This window comes from Streptomyces sp. NBC_01233, from assembly GCF_035989305.1.
In the GTDB taxonomy this organism is placed as follows: Bacteria; Actinomycetota; Actinomycetes; order Streptomycetales; family Streptomycetaceae; genus Streptomyces.
Genome location: NZ_CP108514.1, coordinates 5,341,528 through 5,357,712, shown reverse-complemented (window position 1 = coordinate 5,357,712; position 16,185 = coordinate 5,341,528). Strand labels below are relative to the sequence as shown.

The 16,185-nt window shown below is 70.5% G+C and carries 16 protein-coding genes; 12 read left to right on the top strand and 4 right to left on the bottom strand.

Features of this window, described 5'->3' with window-relative positions:
* The first annotated feature begins 85 nt into the window (after window positions 1-85).
* Together OG332_RS25510 and OG332_RS25505 are read left to right on the top strand one after the other, a co-directional pair.
* Window positions 86-421 (top strand): YnfA family protein, encoded by a 336-nt coding sequence (locus OG332_RS25510; protein ID WP_327415663.1) that lies wholly within the window; start codon window positions 86-88, stop codon window positions 419-421.
* Between the two features lie 82 nt (window positions 422-503).
* Window positions 504-1,271, top strand: coding sequence for an SDR family oxidoreductase (locus OG332_RS25505; protein ID WP_327415662.1), 768 nt, complete (start codon window positions 504-506; stop codon window positions 1,269-1,271).
* A gap of 40 nt (window positions 1,272-1,311) precedes the next feature.
* Here OG332_RS25505 and OG332_RS25500 read toward each other — a convergent pair whose 3' ends face one another.
* Window positions 1,312-1,638, bottom strand: coding sequence for a hypothetical protein (locus tag OG332_RS25500; RefSeq protein WP_327411886.1), 327 nt, complete (start codon window positions 1,636-1,638; stop codon window positions 1,312-1,314).
* A 65-nt stretch (window positions 1,639-1,703) separates the two neighbouring features.
* Between OG332_RS25500 and OG332_RS25495 the strand changes: the two genes are divergently transcribed.
* Window positions 1,704-2,765 carry an IS630 family transposase gene (locus tag OG332_RS25495; RefSeq protein ID WP_327411887.1) on the top strand — a complete coding sequence of 354 codons (1,062 nt, stop codon included), beginning with the start codon at window positions 1,704-1,706 and terminating at the stop codon, window positions 2,763-2,765.
* A 51-nt stretch (window positions 2,766-2,816) separates the two neighbouring features.
* Here the strand turns inward: OG332_RS25495 and OG332_RS25490 are convergent, their stop codons facing one another.
* Window positions 2,817-3,488: a polysaccharide deacetylase family protein gene (locus OG332_RS25490; protein WP_327415661.1), complete on the bottom strand. Its 672-nt coding sequence runs from the start codon at window positions 3,486-3,488 to the stop codon at window positions 2,817-2,819.
* Window positions 3,489-3,646: 158 nt separating this feature from the next.
* On the opposite strand from OG332_RS25490, the gene OG332_RS25485 reads away from it, so the two are divergent.
* On the top strand, window positions 3,647-4,231 hold the full coding sequence (locus OG332_RS25485; RefSeq protein ID WP_327415660.1) for a Uma2 family endonuclease: 585 nt from the start codon (window positions 3,647-3,649) through the stop codon (window positions 4,229-4,231).
* A gap of 149 nt (window positions 4,232-4,380) precedes the next feature.
* Here OG332_RS25485 and OG332_RS25480 read toward each other — a convergent pair whose 3' ends face one another.
* Entirely contained in the window at window positions 4,381-5,574 is a 1,194-nt protein-coding gene (locus OG332_RS25480) for an RtcB family protein (RefSeq protein WP_327415659.1), read from the bottom strand.
* Between the two features lie 191 nt (window positions 5,575-5,765).
* Between OG332_RS25480 and OG332_RS25475 the strand changes: the two genes are divergently transcribed.
* From OG332_RS25475 to OG332_RS25465, 3 genes are all read left to right on the top strand, one after another.
* Window positions 5,766-6,623, top strand: a complete 858-nt coding sequence (locus OG332_RS25475) for a DUF3558 domain-containing protein (RefSeq protein WP_327415658.1) — start codon at window positions 5,766-5,768, stop codon at window positions 6,621-6,623.
* A gap of 114 nt (window positions 6,624-6,737) precedes the next feature.
* A complete protein-coding gene (locus OG332_RS25470) occupies window positions 6,738-7,508 on the top strand; it encodes a DUF3558 family protein (RefSeq protein WP_327415657.1) in 771 nt (256 codons plus the stop codon).
* 142 nt (window positions 7,509-7,650) lie between these two features.
* Window positions 7,651-9,030, top strand: coding sequence for a DUF2637 domain-containing protein (locus tag OG332_RS25465; RefSeq protein WP_327415656.1), 1,380 nt, complete (start codon window positions 7,651-7,653; stop codon window positions 9,028-9,030).
* Between the two features lie 106 nt (window positions 9,031-9,136).
* Here OG332_RS25465 and lysS read toward each other — a convergent pair whose 3' ends face one another.
* Entirely contained in the window at window positions 9,137-10,864 is a 1,728-nt protein-coding gene (gene lysS, locus OG332_RS25460; RefSeq protein WP_327415655.1) for a lysine--tRNA ligase, read from the bottom strand.
* Between the two features lie 169 nt (window positions 10,865-11,033).
* Between lysS and argS the strand changes: the two genes are divergently transcribed.
* From argS to OG332_RS25435, 5 genes are all read left to right on the top strand, one after another.
* Window positions 11,034-12,839 carry an arginine--tRNA ligase gene (gene argS, locus OG332_RS25455; RefSeq protein ID WP_327415654.1) on the top strand — a complete coding sequence of 602 codons (1,806 nt, stop codon included), beginning with the start codon at window positions 11,034-11,036 and terminating at the stop codon, window positions 12,837-12,839.
* 151 nt (window positions 12,840-12,990) lie between these two features.
* Complete coding sequence (locus OG332_RS25450; protein ID WP_327415653.1) at window positions 12,991-14,490, top strand: hypothetical protein; 1,500 nt, start codon at window positions 12,991-12,993, stop codon at window positions 14,488-14,490.
* A gap of 118 nt (window positions 14,491-14,608) precedes the next feature.
* Window positions 14,609-14,956 (top strand): DUF6247 family protein, encoded by a 348-nt coding sequence (locus tag OG332_RS25445; RefSeq protein ID WP_327415652.1) that lies wholly within the window; start codon window positions 14,609-14,611, stop codon window positions 14,954-14,956.
* Complete coding sequence (locus OG332_RS25440) at window positions 14,953-15,243, top strand: hypothetical protein (RefSeq protein ID WP_327415651.1); 291 nt, start codon at window positions 14,953-14,955, stop codon at window positions 15,241-15,243. Before OG332_RS25445 ends, OG332_RS25440 begins: the two co-directional genes overlap by 4 nt.
* Window positions 15,244-15,360: 117 nt before the next feature.
* On the top strand, window positions 15,361-16,158 hold the full coding sequence (locus OG332_RS25435; protein WP_327419367.1) for a VOC family protein: 798 nt from the start codon (window positions 15,361-15,363) through the stop codon (window positions 16,156-16,158).
* Window positions 16,159-16,185 lie beyond the last annotated feature (27 nt).

Sequence of the window (16,185 nt, the reverse complement as noted above, 5' to 3'; positions counted from 1 at the left end):
AGCGGCAACGGCCGATCGGACCATCACACGAATGAGGGCGGGCCGTACCCCCATCTGCCCCCACCCGCCCTCGTACGCTTCGGCCATGCTGATCGCACGCTCCGCCGCACTCTTCACCCTCGCCGCCCTCCTGGAGATCGGCGGCGCCTGGCTCGTCTGGCAGGGCGTCCGCGAGCACAAGGGCTGGGCCTGGATCGGCGCCGGGGTGATCGCCCTCGGCCTCTACGGCTTCGTCGCCACCCTCCAGCCCCAGGGCGACTTCGCCCGGGTCCTCGCCGCCTACGGCGGGGTCTTCGTCGCCGGATCCCTCCTCTGGGGCGTCGTCGCCGACGGCTACCGCCCCGACCGCTGGGACGTCATCGGGGCCCTCGTCTGCCTCGCCGGCATGGCCGTGATCATGTACGCCCCGCGCGGGCGCTGAGCCACCGGCCTGCCGGGCCGCGCCTATGCTGGCGGGTAATCGCCCGCACGAACGACCTACACACGACCGAGGAGCCCCGTAGATGAGCACGGCACCGGCCACCCGAACCGCCGTAGTCACCGGCGCGAGCAGCGGGATCGGCGCGGCCACCGCCCGGCAGCTCGCCGCCGCCGGCTACCACGTCGTCCTCACGGCCCGCCGCAAGGACCGCATCGAGGCCCTCGCCGCCGAGCTCACCGACGCCGGCCGCTCCGCGGCCGCCCACGCCCTCGACGTCACCGACCGCGCCGCCGTCGACGCCTTCGCTGCCTCCCTCGACCGCTGCGACGTGCTCGTCAACAACGCGGGCGGCGCCATCGGAGCCGAACCCGTCGCCACCGGCGACCCCGCCGACTGGCGCACGATGTACGAGGTCAACGTCATCGGCACCCTCAACGTCACCCAGGCCCTCCTCCCCGCCCTCACCGCCTCCGGCGACGGCACGATCGTGATCCTCTCCTCCACCGCCGGCCACTCCACGTACGAGGGCGGCGCCGGCTACGTCGCGGCCAAGAACGGCGCCCGCGTCCTCGCCGAGACCCTCCGCCTGGAGATCGTCGGCCAGCCCGTACGCGTCATCGAGATCGCCCCCGGCATGGTCAAGACGGAGGAGTTCGCGAAGACCCGCTTCCGCGGCGACGCCGAGAAGGCGGAAAAGGTCTACGCGGGCGTCCCCGACCCCCTCTCCGCCGACGACGTGGCCGACACCATCACCTGGGCGGTGACCCGCCCCAGCCACGTCAACATCGACCTCCTCGTGGTCCGCCCCCGCGCCCAGGCCTCGAACACGAAGGTCCACCGCGAGCTCTAGTGCTGCTCCGCGGAAGTTCGTGGAGGGGTGTTGGGGTCGGTCAGGCGGGGGTGTCGAGGTAAAGGCCGCCGGCGCAGTCGAGGCAGTCTTCGGGACTGCCGATGGGCAACCCTGTGGGCAGGTAGTTGTCCTGGTATCCGCCGCGGCTGGCGAGGTAGAGGGCGAAGCCCCAGGTGTGCAGGACGCCGGTGAAGCGCAGGCGGCACAGGGGTAGTTCCTCCCCGTCCTTCAGCTCGGCTGCTACGCAGGCGAATCCGGCGCGGAAGCGGACGTGGACCCGGGCCAGCTGCGGCCAGCGGGCCTGGGCGTGGGTGTTCAGGCGCTGGCGCAGGTGGTGCTGCATCGATTCCGGGGGGTTCTTCGGCACGGGCCCATCCTGCCGGGTGTGGCACCGGTCCGCCATGATCGTCTGCCGTGCAGTGTGAAGGACGGGTGGGGACGGCGGTTGCGGTGGTGCTCGGGCCGGAGGTTCGTGAGCGGCTGGCACGAACGGTCTGCTCGCCGAAGTCGCAGGTGCGGGCAGCGCTGCGGGCCAAGATCGTGCTCGCGGCGGCGGACGGGCGAGCCAACGGCGCGATAGCGCGGGAGCTGGAGGTCAGCGTGAACACGGTACGCAAGTGGCGGGGCCGGTTCGCCGCCAGCGGGCTGGACGGGCTGCGGGACGCCGGGCGGTCCGGACGGCCGAAGATCTACGGGCCCCACGTGCGGGTGGCGATCGTGGCCACGGCGACCAGTGCTCCGCCGCACCCGGAGGCGACCTGGTCGCACCGGACCATCGCCGCACAGATTGCGGGCACCTGCTTCGCGCCGGTCTCCGCGTCGCAGGTCGGGCGGATCCTGGCGGACCTGGACCTGAAGCCGCACAAGGTCCGCGGCTGGCTCACCCGCCGCGACACCCCCGACTTCTGGGAACGCGCGGCGGACGTGTGCGCCCTCTACCTCGACCCGCCCGAGGGCGTGGTGGTGCTCTCGATCGACGAGAAGACCGCGATCGCCGCCCGCTCGCGCCGGTATCCCGGGCGCCCCGCCGCTCCTGGCGAGTTCGCCCGCCAGGAGTTCGAGTACCGGCGCCACGGCACCGCTTCCCTGGTCGCCGCCTTGGAGGTGACCAGTGGCGAAGTGCTCACCGAGGTGATCGCCCGCAATGACGCGGCGACCTTCACCGCGTTCCTGGACCAGCTGGACCGGGCCATTGCCCCCGACAAGGAGATCCACGTAGTGCTCGACAACGGCTCCTCCCACACCGCCAAGCACACCAAGGCATGGCTGGCCGCGCATCCGCGCTGGCACGTTCACTGGACCCCACCGCACGCCTCCTGGCTCAACCAGGCCGAGCTGTTCTTCTCCGCCCTGACCCGCCGGGTCCTGCGGAACGGCGACTTCGCCAGCCGCGACGACCTGATCAACAAGCTGGAGACCTACGTGATCAAGCACAACGACACGGCCAAGCCTTACCGCTGGACCTACGAGGGCACCCCACTCAAGGCGGCCTGATCAACACCCCTCCACGAACTTCCGCGGAGCAGCACTAGGCCCTCTGGCCCTCTACACGAGCCCGGCCGCCTTCAGGTGCGGCATCAGGGCCGCGGGCTTCAGCCCCGCGGCCCCGGCCGCGCCCAGCGCCCGCTCCAGGTCCGCCGCCAGCGTCGGCGTGAAGTGCAGCAGCACGATGTCCCCGGCCTGCAGCCGCGGCGTGGGCGGCGTCCCGCCCCAGGTGGTGAAGTCGTGCGTCCACGTGACGAGCGCCTTCACCCCGCACGCCTTGGCCGCGAGCCGCACCTCGTCGTTCACGGCCCCGTAGGGCGGCCGCAGCAGCTTCGGCGCCCGCCCGAAGCCGGCCTCGATGCGCTCCCCGGCCCCGCACACCTCGGCATCCTTCCCGACCGCGTCGAGCGTGGTGAGATCCGGATGGTTGACGGTGTGGTTCTCCACACCCGCCCGCCCGTCCTCCACGAGCCGGGTGAAGTACCCGGTGTCGTACGAGGTCGCCCCGGGCAGCAGGAACAACGACACCGGCACCCGCTTCTCCAGCAGGATCCGGGCCGCCTCCGGATCGTGGTGCCACCCGTCGTCGATCGTGAGGAAGACGACCCTCTCCTGCGTCGGCACATGCGCCACGACGGCCGGCAACCCCACCCCCGCCTGCGCGGCCCCGGCGGCCCCCAGAGCGAGCGACAACGACGCGAGCGCGGCCGGAAACACGCGAGATCTCCCCATGCCGCACACTCTGGTCTAGACCAAATCGACCGTCAATCCTCCTGCCATACAGGGAAGTTGACTGCCCGCGCACCCCAGGTCCGTATGGGTGAATCCGCGCGAAATGTCAGCGGGCGCGGCTACCCTCCGAAAGCGTGAGCCACGAAAGGGAGGAAGCTATGGCCGTGATACAGCACGAGACCACGATCGCGGAGGCCGCCGATCGACTCTCCAGGGAGCTTCCCGGGCACCGAGTGGAAATTCTCCAGGGGAGGCTCACCGTGACACCACCTGCCGACGGACCTCACGCCGAATCCTTGACCTGGCTCATCGAGGAGCTCTTCACAGCCGGGGCCCGACGGGCTGGCCTCAAATACCTCCAGGGCATCGGCCTGTGGCTGCCGTCGGGGCCGACCGACTTCGCGATTCCGGACCTCTCGCTCGTCGAGTCCGACTATCGCGATGCGCACGTCGAGAAGAACTGCTTCGCACCCCACATCTTCCGCATGGTCGTGGAGGTCACCTCGTCCAATTGGTCTGACGACCTCGGCACCAAGGTCGACTGTTACGCCCAGGCCGGCATCCCGATCTACCTGGTCGCCGACCGACGCCACGACGAAGTCGTGCTCCACACCGACCCCCGCGGCGGCGAATACCGCTCCCGCAAGGCCTTCAAGCGCGGCACGTCCGTCCCCCTCCCCGAATCCATCGGCATCACCCTCGAACTCCCCGTGGACCGCCTCCTCGACGGGGACGAGGGCTGAGCCAGCCGAGCCCTTTCCAGGCCAGGCAGCGCCTCACGCGCCTCCGCACGGGCTGCGGCCCGTGGCCCGGGCACTGACACTCCCAGCACAAGGAAGGCCCGGAACCCCACAGGGTTCCGGGCCTTCTGCCGTTCCGGCAGGCCGCCAGCTCAGCCCTTGACGCAAACGACCTGCCTCAGCTTGGCCACGACCTCGACCAGGTCGCGCTGCTGCTCCATGACCTGCTCGATCGGCTTGTACGCCGCCGGAATCTCGTCTACGACGCCGGAGTCCTTGCGACACTCGACACCACGGGTCTGCTCCACCAGGTCGCGCGACGAGAACCTCTTCTTCGCCGCCGTACGGCTCATCCTCCGGCCCGCGCCGTGCGAGGCCGAGTTGAACGCGGCCTTGTTGCCGAGGCCCTTCACGATGTACGTGCCGGTCGCCATCGAGCCGGGGATGATCCCGTAGTCACCGCTCCCGGCACGGATCGCACCCTTGCGGGTGACCAGCAGGTCCATGCCGTCGTACCGCTCCTCCGCCACGTAGTTGTGGTGGCAGCTGATCTCCTGGCCGAAGGAGACCTTCGCCTTGCGGAACTCCCGGCGCAGGACCTCCTTGAACAGGCTCATCATCACTGCGCGGTTGTACTTGGCGTACTCCTGCGCCCAGTAGAGGTCGTGCCGGTACGCAGCCATCTCCGGGGTTGCCGCAAGGAACACCGCGAGATCCCGGTCAATCAGCCCCTGGTTGTGCGAGAGACCCCGCGCGATACCGATGTGGTGCTCTGCCAGCTGGTTGCCGATGCCACGGGATCCCGAGTGCAGGGTCAGCCACACCGCTCCCTCGTCATCGATATTCAGTTCGATATGATGATTTCCGGAGCCTAGAGTTCCGATTTGCCGCATCGCCCGGTCCCGCCGGAACTTCACCGCATCCGCGACGTAGTCGAAGCGCTCCCACAGGTCCCCGAAGCCCGCCTCCGTGAACCCGTACAACCGCGCCGGATCCACCGCCTCGCGGTGCATCCCGGCCCCCACCGGGATCGCCTGCTCGATCTTCGAGCGGAGCTTGGACAGGTCCCCCGGCAGGTCGTTCGCCGTCAGGGACGTCTTCACCGCCGACATGCCGCAGCCGATGTCCACACCCACCGCCGCCGGGCAGACCGCGTCCTTCATGGCGATCACCGAGCCGACCGTGGCGCCCTTGCCGTAGTGGACGTCCGGCATGACGGCCAGGCCCTTGATCCACGGGAGGGTGGCGACGTTGCGCAGCTGCTGCATCGCGCCGTCCTCGACCGACGCCGGGTCGGTCCACATCCGGATGGGGACGTTCGCCCCGGGTACCTCTACATACGACATATGGAATCAATCCCCCGAAAACTACAGAAAAGTCAGAATGCGCAAAAAGCTTCGCTCTTGGTCCCAAATGCGACAGGGGACCGGCGCCAGCACCAGCGTGTGCGATAGACATTGTGTCCAGCCGTGACCAAGTAGCGGCAACGCATTTTCCTGACCGTCGGGGGCCCGCCGGTCGAAGGGAGCCAGTGGACGTGCAGCGCAAGGCGGTACGGCGAGGGTCGCGGATCCTGCCAGGCATCGCGGTGCTCACCGCGCTCGCGGCCGGCGCGCTCGGTCTGACCGGGTGCACCGGCGGGAGCAGCGGCGGCGGCACCAGCGACTCGAAGGCCGGCGGCAATCCCGCCGCGCCCGCCCAGCCGGGGAAGTACCGCAGTCTGCCCGCGCCCTGCAAGGCCGGCGTCGACAGCAAGGAGCTCAAGGCCATGCTGCCGGCCGGCGACAGCCTCACCCCCGAGCAGCGCGACCAGCTGTACGCCGGCGTCGCGGACGCCTCCTACGACGGCGACCGGCACGTCGGCTGCCGCTGGACCGCGCAGACGCCGGAGGAGACGCGGCTGCTGTCGGTCGGCTTCGAGCGCGTGGTCTCGTACGACCGGGCCGCCACCAGCGACGACGACAAGGCGAAGCAGGTCTACGTACGCCTGCTCACCGACGCGAAACTGCCCTTCCCCGGCCCGGCCACGAGCCCGACTCCCTCGGCTCCCGCCGCTCCCACGACCGCCGCCACGGCCGCGGCCACGCCCTCCGCCGGAGCGCCGTCCCCCGGAGCGCCGTCCCCCGCCGGGAGCCCGTCCGCGCCGGTCGAGCTCGGCTCCCGCGTCCTGGACGGCCTCGGCAGCGATGCCTTCATCGAGGACAAGCTGAGTCCTGCGGGGGCCACCGCCGCGCAGGCGCGCACCGTGCGGATTGTGTTCCGTACCTCGAATGTCATCGTCAAGGTCGAGTACAGCGTGCAGCCCTCCCTGCCCGGTACGGTCCCGCCGAGTGCGGAAACCCAGGACAGGGCACGGCAGTTGGCGCAGGCTCTGGTCGAGCGTTTGGCCGAGTGAGCGGCGCCCGCCGCGGCCGGGCGTGACGCCGCGCACAGCAGGCGGGCACCCGCTCGGGCTACCGTTGCCCGGGTCCCGCGTCCGAAGATGACCCTCACACGCACTGAAGGAACCATGCACCGATCAGCCTCGCGTCTCACCCGCGTTCTCGCCTGTGCAGCCGTCCCGGTGATCCTCACCGTCGCCGGGTGCTCGTCCGACTCGGGCAAGGACTCGGGCTCGAACGGCGGCAAGAAGTCCACTGCCTCCTCGTCGGCCAAGCCCAACGCGAAGTCCTCCCCCGAGCTGGAGAAGGCGGCGTACGCCACGCTTCCGGACCCCTGCAAGGCGCTCCAGTCGGCGACGATAGACACGGTCGTTCCGGAGGCGAAGGACAAGAACGGTACGGCGGCCAAGTCGAACGACCTGGCCAGCCGTGCCAGCTGCTCCTGGAACGGCCTGGACTCGGACGGTCTGAAGGGTTCGCAGTACCGCTGGCTGTCGCTCTCCTTCTTCCGCGCCGACTCGCACGCCTCGCTCGGCAGCGCCAACAAGCGCGCCGAGGAGGAGTACAACAAGCAGGTCGAGAAGGCGAAGGCGACCGAGGGTGCGCAGAACCTGAAGGCCGAGGCCACGGAGGGGACCGGCGACCAGGGGACGTCGGTCGTCTACAGCGTCAAGAAGGACGTCGACTTCTTCAACACGACGGTCGTGGCGCGCACCCAGAACGTGGTGGTCACGCTCGACTACAACGGTGCCGCGTACGAGGGTGCCGGTGCTCCGGACCAGGCGAAGCTGCTCCAGGACGCCGTCGCGGCGGCCAAGGAGGCCGTGGCCTCGGTCGACGCCGCCAACAAGCAGCAGGCGGAGCAGCCGCAGTCGCAGTCGCCGCAGCCACAGCAGTAGCCGCAGCCCCGGCAGCAGCGGTGGTGGTGGCGGGGCGGGGCCTCCTGGGGCACTGACATCCAGTCACCCGTACGCTGTGCCTGCCGCAGCTCGGTAAGTGCTCAGCGCTCGGTATGTGCTCGACAAGGGGAGGGGATCGCGGGTGGCCGCGATGCAGCTGACTCGTACGCACCGGATACTCATCGGCGTCGTGGTCGCGGGAGCCGTGGTCATCGCGGGGATCGGCTTCGCGGGCTCGTACGCCGCGGTGCGCACCCTCGCGGAGCAGAAGGGCTTCGGCAGCTTCTCGCTGGTGTTCCCGATCGGCATCGACGCGGGCATCTGCGTGCTGCTCGCGCTGGACCTGCTGCTGACGTGGCTGCGCATACCCTTCCCGCTGCTGCGCCAGACGGCGTGGCTGCTGACGGCGGCGACGATCGCCTTCAACGGTGCGGCTTCCTGGCCGGACCCGCTGGGTGTCGGCATGCACGCCGTGATCCCGATCCTGTTCGTGGTGACGGTGGAGGCGGCCCGGCACGCGGTGGGCCGGATCGCGGACATCACCGCGGACCGGCACATGGAGGGCGTGCGCATCACGCGGTGGCTGCTGTCGCCGATACCCACGTTCAAGCTGTGGCGCCGGATGAAGCTGTGGGAGCTGCGCTCGTACGAGCAGGCGGTCGCCATGGAGCAGGACCGGCTGATCTACCAGGCCCGCCTGCAGGCGCGGTACGGGCGTTCCTGGCGGCGCAAGGCTCCGGTGGAGGCGCTGATGCCGCTGAAGCTGGCCCGGATCGGTGTGCCGCTCAAGGAGACGGCGCCGGAGGCGCTGGCGGTGACGGGCATCGAGCCGGCGGTGCTGCCCCCGCTGGATCAGCAGGGTGCGGCCGGTGCGCCGGCCCTGGTGGCCGCGGCGGGCGCGCCGGGGTTCGCCCAGCAGGCGGAGCAGGCCCGGCAGGCCGCCGAGGCTCAGGGCGTGGGTGCGGTCCCGGCCGCGCCCGCCGTGATGCACGGCCCGCCGCCGTTCGCGGTGGAGCCGACGGCGATGCCGGCGGCCCACAACAGTGCGTGGTTCGCCGCGCCGAAGGCTCCGCAGGCGGCGTACGAGGGCGGCTACAACCCCCAGTACGTCGAGGGGCTGGAGCCGACTCCGGTCCTGCCCCCGATGGGGCCGGAGGAGCAGCAGCCGGTGCAGCAGGACCTTCCGATCCCGGCGCCCCGCCAGGAGGAGGGCATCCAGGGCATCCAGGGGCTCCAGGGCTCCCCGGTCGCCCAGGTCCAGCAGCAGGCCGCCCAGGCCCAGCAGTCCCCGGAGGAAGGCCCGGAGACGCCCGACGAGACCGAGTTCGCCGAGGTCGCGTACAAGGTGTTCTGTGCGCTGTCCGACGAGAAGCAGGACTACCCGTCGGCCGAGGCCCTCGACATACACCTCTCGGACGGGTACGGCGTGACCCATCCGCGCAGCGGTTCCCTGCTCCGCCGGATGATCCCGGCGTTCAAGCTGCGCTACAACAAGGACCGCGAGGCCGAGCACATCGCCTGAGCGGTCGAGCGGATCGTCCATCGCCTGATCGCCTGACCATGCGGAAGGGCCCGCACCCCGAGGCCCGAGGGGTGCGGGCCCTTCCGCATGCGTGCGGAGCCCGGGCTCAGACGGCGAGCAGCTTGCGCACCCGGTCCGCGCCCACCGCCAGCAGCAGCGTGGGCAGTCGCGGCCCGGTCTCCCGGGTCACGAGGAGCCGGTACAGCAGCGCGAAGAACGTCCGCTGGGCGACCTTGAGCTCGGGCGTCGGCTTGGCGTCGGGCTCCAGCCCGGCCATGACCTTCGGGACGCCGTAGACGAGCGTGGTCAGCCCGTCGAGGGACCAGTGGGAGTCGAGGCCCTCCAGCAGCAGCCGCAGCGACTCGCGGCCCTCGTCGTCCAGGGACGACAGCAGCTCGGTGTCGGGCTCCTCGCGTACGAGGGTGCGCTGGTCGGCCGGGACCTGGGTGGTGATCCAGTTCTCGGCGCGGTCCAGGCGCGGCCGTACCTCGTCGAGCGAGGTGAGCGGCTGCGACGGGTCGAGGTCCGTCAGGATGCGCAGGGTCTGCTCGTCGTGCCCGGCGGTGATGTCGACGACGGACGCGAGCGTCCGGTACGGCATCGGCCGCGGGGTGCGCGGCAGCTCGGCGGCGGCGGTGCGCACGGCGCGGGTGTGCGCGGCGGCGTCGGCGGGCAGGACGGAGCCGTCGGCGACCTTGGCCTCCAGCTTGTCCCACTCGTCGTAGAGCCGCTGGATCTCCTGGTCGAAGGCGATCTTGAAGGACTGGTTGGGGCGGCGGCGCGCGTACAGCCAGCGCAGCAGCTGCGGCTCCATGATCTTCAGCGCGTCGGCCGGGGTGGGGACCCCGCCCTTGCTGGAGGACATCTTCGCCATGCCGCTGATGCCGACGAAGGCGTACATCGGTCCGATCGGCTGCTCGCCGCCGAAGATGTGCACGATCTGGCCGCCGACCTGGAAGGACGAGCCGGGCGAGGAGTGGTCGACGCCGGAGGGCTCGAAGATGACGCCCTCGTAGGCCCAGCGCATGGGCCAGTCGACCTTCCAGACGAGCTTGCCGCGGTTGAACTCGCTGAGCTTGACCGTCTCGGTGAACTCGTCCTCGGTGCAGACGTAGGTCATCTCGGTGGTCTCGTCGTCGTACGAGGTGACCTTGGTGAAGTCCTTGCCGCACTCGCCGCAGTACGGCTTGTACGGGAAGTACCCGCCCTCGCCGGTGCTGCCGTCGTCCTCGGCTGCCGCGCCGGAGCCCTCAGCGGCCTCCAGCTCGGCCTCGTCGACCTGCTTCTGCTGGGGCTTCTTGCCGCCCGGCTTCTGTTTGGTGCGGTACTGGTCGAGGACCGCGTCGATGTCGCCGCGGTGCTTCATCGCGAACAGCACCTGCTCGCGGTAGACGCCGTTCGTGTACTGCTCGGTCTGGCTGATCGGGTCGTACTCGACGCCCATCTCGGCCAGCGCCTCGACGAAGACGGCCTTGAAGTGCTCGGCCCAGTTCGGGTACGCGGACCCGGCCGGCGCGGGTACGGCGGTCAGCGGGCGCCCGATGTGCTGGGCCCACGACTCGTCGATGCCGGGCACGCCTGCGGGCACCTTGCGGTACCGGTCGTAGTCGTCCCAGGAGATGAGGTGGCGGACCTCGATGCCCCGGCGGCGGATCTCGTCCGCGACCAGGTGCGGGGTCATGACCTCGCGGAGGTTGCCCAGGTGGATGGGGCCGGAGGGGGAGAGTCCGGACGCGACGACGACAGGTTTGCCGGGTGCTCGGCGCTCCGCCTCGGCGATGACCTCGTCCGCGAAACGGGAGACCCAGTCGGTCTCGGTGCTGCTCTGAGCCACGACACGTCCTTCTATCTCGAATGCTGGCTTCAGCCATTCTCCCAGACGGAACAGGACGCTCGGGGGTTGCTTTTCCCACGGGAAACGGGTTGCCCCCGCGTGGGATACTCGGCTCTTGTCGGAACAACCAAGTGCACCCACCGGCACAACCTCACAGGAACGGCAGCTCATGGCCTCGGTCCCTTCCCTCGCTTCTTCCGTCAATCAGCGCGTCGCGGACGCCCTCGCGGCGGCGATGCCGAAGGCAGGCTCCGACAGTGCCGACCCTTCCCCTCGCCCTTCGGGCTGGGGAGACCCCATGCTGCGACGAAGCGACCGGGCCGACTTCCAGGCCAACGGCATCCTGGCGCTCGCGAAGAAGGCCAAGGCCAACCCCCGCGAGCTGGCGACGACCGTGGTCGAGGGCATCCCGACCGGTGACCTGATCCAGGAGATCGAGGTCTCGGGCCCGGGCTTCCTGAACATCACCATCACCGACCGGGCGATCATCGAGACCCTCGCCGCCCGGGCCGGCGACGACCGGCTCGGCGTCCCGCTCGCGGCGAACCCGGGCACCACGGTGATCGACTACGCGCAGCCGAACGTGGCCAAGGAGATGCACGTCGGGCACCTGCGGTCGGCGGTCATCGGCGCGGCGATGGTGGAGATCCTGGAGTTCACGGGCGAGAAGGTGGTCCGCCGCCACCACATCGGCGACTGGGGCACCCAGTTCGGCATGCTCATCCAGTACCTGCTGGAGCACCCGCACGAGCTGGACCACAAGTCCGACGAGGAGGTCTCCGGCGAGGAGGCCATGTCCAACCTCAACCGCCTCTACAAGGCCTCGCGCGCCCTGTTCGACTCCGACGAGGAGTTCAAGACGCGCGCCCGGGCCCGGGTGGTGGACCTCCAGGCGGGCGAGCCGGAGACGCTCTCCCTCTGGCAGCGGTTCGTGGACGAGTCGAAGATCTACTTCTACTCCGTCTTCAACAAGCTGGACATGGACATCCAGGACCCCGACGTGGTCGGCGAGTCCGGCTACAACGACATGCTGGTCGAGACGTGCAAGCTGCTGGAGGAGTCGGGCGTGGCCGTCCGCTCCAACGGCGCGCTGTGCGTGTTCTTCGACGACATCAAGGGCCCGGACGGCAACCCGACCCCGCTGATCGTGCAGAAGTCGGACGGCGGCTTCGGCTACGCGGCCACCGACCTGTCGGCGATCCGCGACCGCGTGGGCAACCTGGGCGCGACCGAGCTGATCTACGTGGTCGACGCGCGGCAGTCCCTGCACTTCAAGATGGTCTTCGAGACGGCCCGCCGCGCCGGCTGGCTGAACGACGAGGTCAAGGCCGTGCAGCTGGCCTTCGGCACGGTCCTCGGCAAGGACGGCAAGCCGTTCAAGACCCGTGAGGGCGAGACGGTCCGGCTGGTGGACCTGCTGGACGAGGCCGTCGACCGTGCTACGGCCGTCGTGCGCGACAAGGCCGAGAAGGTGGGCCTGACCGAGGCGGAGATCGTCGAGAACGGCCAGTATGTGGGCATCGGCGCGGTCAAGTACGCCGACCTGTCGACCTCGGCCGCGCGCGACTACAAGTTCGACCTGGACCAGATGGTCTCGCTCAACGGCGACACCTCCGTGTACCTCCAATACGCGTACGCCCGGATCAAGTCCATCCTGCGCAATGCGGGCGACCGCAAGGCAATGGCCCACCCGGAGCTGGAGCTGGCCCCGGCCGAGCGTGCGCTGGGCCTGCACCTGGACCACTTCGGTGAGCTCATCGCCGAGGCGGCCGCGGAGCACGCCCCGCACAAGCTGGCCGCGTACCTCTACCAGCTGTCCTCGCTGTACACGACGTTCTACGACCAGTGCCCGGTCGTGAAGCCGGAGCCGGAGCTCGTCGTGGGCGAGAACCGCCTGTTCCTGTGCGAGCTGACCGCCCGCACCCTCACCAAGGGCATGTCCCTCCTCGGGATCCGGACGCCCGAGAAGCTCTGACATCCGGACTCCGGACAGAACGCACCAAAGGTCAACGACCCCGGCAGCCGCTGCCGGGGTCGTTGGCGTTTCGTGATGTTTAGGCCGTCAACTTTCCCGCCACCCCTACTAATCTGATCATGTTCAAAAGAAGATTTCTGGGGGGAAACAAATGAAGAAGATCAAGCGCATGGCCGCGGTCGCCGCGGTCGCCGTGGCCGGACCGACCATCCTGACCGCCACGCCCGCCATGGCCGCCGACCAGCCGGCCGTGATCGTTCCTGACGTGGCGCCGAAGGACGACGCCACCGCCGACGCCGGTGCGCCGACCACGCCCGTCGTCGAGACGCCCGGTGCCGAGAAGCCCGGAGCGGACAAGCCCGTCGCCGAGAAGCCGGTCGCGGACAAGCCCGCGCCCGTCGTCGGGTCGCCCGCGCCGACCACCCCGGCCCCGGCGCCCGCCGAGCAGCCCGCGAAGGACGCCAAGCCCGCCGCGGACAAGCAGCACGCCGACTCCGACGGCATCATGATGGGCCCCGACGTCACCGTCGCAGGCATCCCGAAGAACGGCTTCAAGCCGGGCGGCGACTGGACCCAGCTGAAGGTGAGCGTCGACAACTCGGGCGGCGACTGGGTCAACGGGCTCCAGCCCCGCCTCTCGGTCGACAAGGCCGGCGGCAAGCTGAAGGCCGGCCACTACGAGATCGAGACCCGCATCGTCCGCACGGACGGCAGCAGCTACTGGTGGCCCGCCACGGCGCTCGACCACGACACCGACGCCACCAGCATGAGCGACTACTTCATCGGCACCGTCGGCACCCTCGACCGCGGCGCCAGCTACGACCTCGACGTGCGCATCCGCTTCACCGCGGACGCCCCGCGCATCAACTTCGACATGGCCTCCGACGCCGTGAGCATCAGCGCCGACGGCTGGAAGTACGGCCCCAGCAGCTGGTACGGCGCCAAGATCGAAGGCGCCGAGGACGGGAACGAGGACCCGTTCGTCGAAGGCCCCGCGCTCGCGGTGAACGGCGTACCGGAGACCGTCAAGGCCGGCGGCGACTGGACCAACCTGTCCGTCCGCGTCGACAACTCCGGCAAGAAGGCCCTGGACGGCTTCGACGTCGGCCTGGTCCTGGCCCGGCCGGACTGGGTCCCGATGAAGGCTTCGCAGATCAAGGTCGAGGTCCTGAGCAAGGACAAGAACGGCAAGGCCGGCTGGCACGAGGCCGAGATCCGGTCCGAGGAGGAGGGCGTGTTCCTCGGGGTCGACCTGGCGGGCGGCCCCGTCGCGGCCGGCCAGAGCTTCGACATCCAGGTCCGCATCCGCCTGACGGCGGACGCGCCGCTCGGCGACCTGCGCATCTCCTCCTGGGGCTCGTCCCAGGTCGGCCCGGACACCCCGGCGCCGTGGGCGCAGTCGCGCTCCAAGTCCCGCCTGACGAAGATCGTCGCCGCCGACCCGAGCACCGGCGGGAACGGCAACCAGCCGAACCCGAACGGCGGCGCGAAGCCGGTCGTCGACAACACCACCGGCCACACCGGCGGCGAACTCGCCGCCACCGGCGCCGACTCGGCCACCACCTGGGCCCTCGGCGGCGCGGGCGTGGCCCTCGCCATGGGCGCCGCCCTGGTCGCGGGCACCGGCCGCCGCCGCCGCACCACCGCCTGAGCCACTCGACAGCAGCGGCCCCGCCACCCACACGGGCGGCGGGGCCGCCGCATTTCCCGGACCGGGCCCGAGCCCGACGGCTAGGGTGGAAGGCGTCCGATCCGAGGAGGAACCGGAAATGACGACCGCGACGCCTGCGCCCGGCGGATCAGTGCCGCCGATGCCGGAGTACACGCCGAAGGCCCTGCGCGCCGCCATAGCCGCCCACGCCCCGGCCCTCCTGCCGGACTTCGACGCCGCCTGGCGACAGCAGATCGCCGACGCGTACGACATCGGGCCCGTTCCCGCGTTCATGGCCCGCTGGTGGGGGGAGTACGCCCTCGCCCGCGACCCGGAGCTCGACCGCCGCGTCAATGACCTCGAAGCCCGGGCAGCCGAGGCCACGGACGCCGAAGCGGCCCGCAAACTCCTCGACGAGGCCTCCCGCATCCGCCACGAGTTGCGCGACCTGGAGCCCGGCGAGTGAGCGAGGAGTTCACCGGGCCGCCTTGGGCCCTGGACTGCACGCAGGACGCCGAGAAGTACCGGCTCGCCCTCGCCACCGCGCCTCGCGAGGCGCTCTGGGAAGCCCTCTTCGAGTTGCGGACCGCCCGGAATCCGTACCGCGGCGACCATGTGGAGCCGGCGCGGTCCACCGTGCCCCGCGGCCCGCACATCGCGTATTTCGACGGCTACCGCGGGTGGATCCTGTTCACGTTCCTTCCCCGGGTGGCGGAGCCCCAGATCGTGGTGGAGGAGATCTTCTGGCAGTAGGCGACGGTCCGCCGCGCGCCGCAGACGTCACCCGTTCGGGCCGGTTCGGGCCCTGCGGGCCGGGTAGGGGACGGCCCGTCCTTCCCCCATCCGCCCCCGGAGGCACCCGTGCCCGACATGAACGGCCCCTACAAGCCCGGCACCCCCTGCTGGATCGACCTGATGGTCCCCGACCAGCAGGCGGCCCTCGACTTCTACTGCGACCTCTTCGGCTGGCAGGGCGAGATCGGCCCGGCCGAGCAGGGCGGCTACTCCGTCTGCACCCTCAAGGGCCAGCCGGTCGCCGGCATCATGAAGGCGAGCAACCCGGACGGCACCGTCCCGGACCCGATGCCGCCGACCGCGTGGACCACGTACCTGGCCACCGACTCCCTCGACTCCACCCTCAAGTCGGTCACCGACGCCGGCGGCTCGGTGATGATGGGCGCGATGGACGTCATGGACCTCGGCCGGATGGCCGTGATCACCGACCCCACCGGCGCGGCCGTCGGCCTGTGGCAGGCCGGCACCTTCGACGGCGCCGGGATCGTCAACGAGCACGGCGCCCTCATCTGGAACGAGCTGAACACCGCCGACGTCCCCGCCGCGGCCGCCTTCTACACCGCCGTCCTGCCCGTCACCACGGCCCACTCCGAGATGCCGGGCGCCGGGGACTACACCGAGTTCCAGGTCGACGGCCGCGCGGTCGGCGGGATGATGGACCTGGCCAAGCTGCCGGCCGGGGTGCCGCCGCACTGGATGCCGTACTTCCACGTGGACAGCGTCGACGAGATCCAGGCCGCCGCCGTACGGGCCGGAGGCAGCGTCATGGCCCCGGCGTTCGACATGGTGGCGGGCCGGATGGCCGTCCTCGCCGACCCCCAGGGCGGCGTCTTCTCGGTGATCACGGCGAGCTCCCCGGAACAGACCGGCTGAGGCCGGCTGAGGTGACCTGATGCGACC